At 50.3% G+C, this 959-nt stretch carries 1 protein-coding gene; it reads left to right on the top strand.

Translation table 11 applies throughout. The features are described 5' to 3' along the window. Nucleotides 1-782: acyltransferase family protein (locus tag HOC_RS20595; protein WP_156950583.1), on the top strand; the 782-nt coding region annotated here is incomplete at its 5' end. Nucleotides 783-959 lie beyond the last annotated feature (177 nt).

The raw sequence follows: 959 nt of genomic DNA, 5'->3' as shown, positions 1-959 counted from the left end.
TAACGGACCACTTTTCGGGAGGCAGACCAGTTACGCCGAGCGAGTTTGCGATTGTGTCGTTCTTTGGCATAACCTTCCTGCCCTGCCCTCCTCTATTCGACTGGACGTCCAACGCACCTTTTCCGTTCGATGCCCCCGCTTGGTCGCTATTCTTCGAACTTATCGCAAATTTGCTATTGGCATGCTTTGCCTTTCTTCGGCGGCCACGCTCGCTTCTACTGTTTTTACCAATCGCCGCGATCTCCCTGATCTATTTTACATTACAATCCAACACTTTTGATATGGGCTGGAATTACGAAACTTTTCCTGGTGGAGCCGCACGGCTCGCGTATGGGTTCTTTATCGGTGTGCTGATCTACAATATCTGGGTGCGCGGATATCGTTGGCATTTGCCCGCTGTCGCAGCCTTTGTACTCCTTTTCTTCGTCGCCACAGGAGCGGCACTATTCGACGGTACAGCAAGGTTGGCTTGGGATCTCTCCATGCAGCTTCTGTGTATACCTCTAATTGTAGCCCTAGCCGCGAATGCCAGCGCTTCAGGAAATTTCGCAAGGCTTTGCTCAGTACTTGGTGACCTGTCCTACGGAATCTACATGCTGCACATTCCGATACTTGTTGCATTACGTCTGACGACGAATCACATCTTCGGCGAAAATCAGATATCAGGCTTGGCAATGACGTTGATGGTTGCGACCCTTGCGACAATCGCGGCCGCAATTGTGCACCATGCATATGACCTTCCGCTACGGGCGAAACTGACGAGGCGCTTATCGGGCACATAATGCGGTCATCGAAGCCTGATTGGACCTATAAACACCATGCTCACCCTCTGGCAGGCAAATAACTTTCATTTTCTACAAGATACAAGATGTAAGTCGGGAACGGAGGAAAAGTCGGATTCTGATTTGAAGGAAGCGCAAAACTCAATTTGGTAGCGTCCCGGGACTTGGTGTAAATTC

The organism is Hyphomonas oceanitis SCH89 (assembly GCF_000685295.1).
Classification (GTDB): Bacteria; Pseudomonadota; Alphaproteobacteria; order Caulobacterales; family Hyphomonadaceae; genus Hyphomonas; species Hyphomonas oceanitis.
The sequence above is the reverse complement of the archived record's forward strand: the minus strand, read 5'-3'. Positions and strand labels throughout refer to the sequence as shown.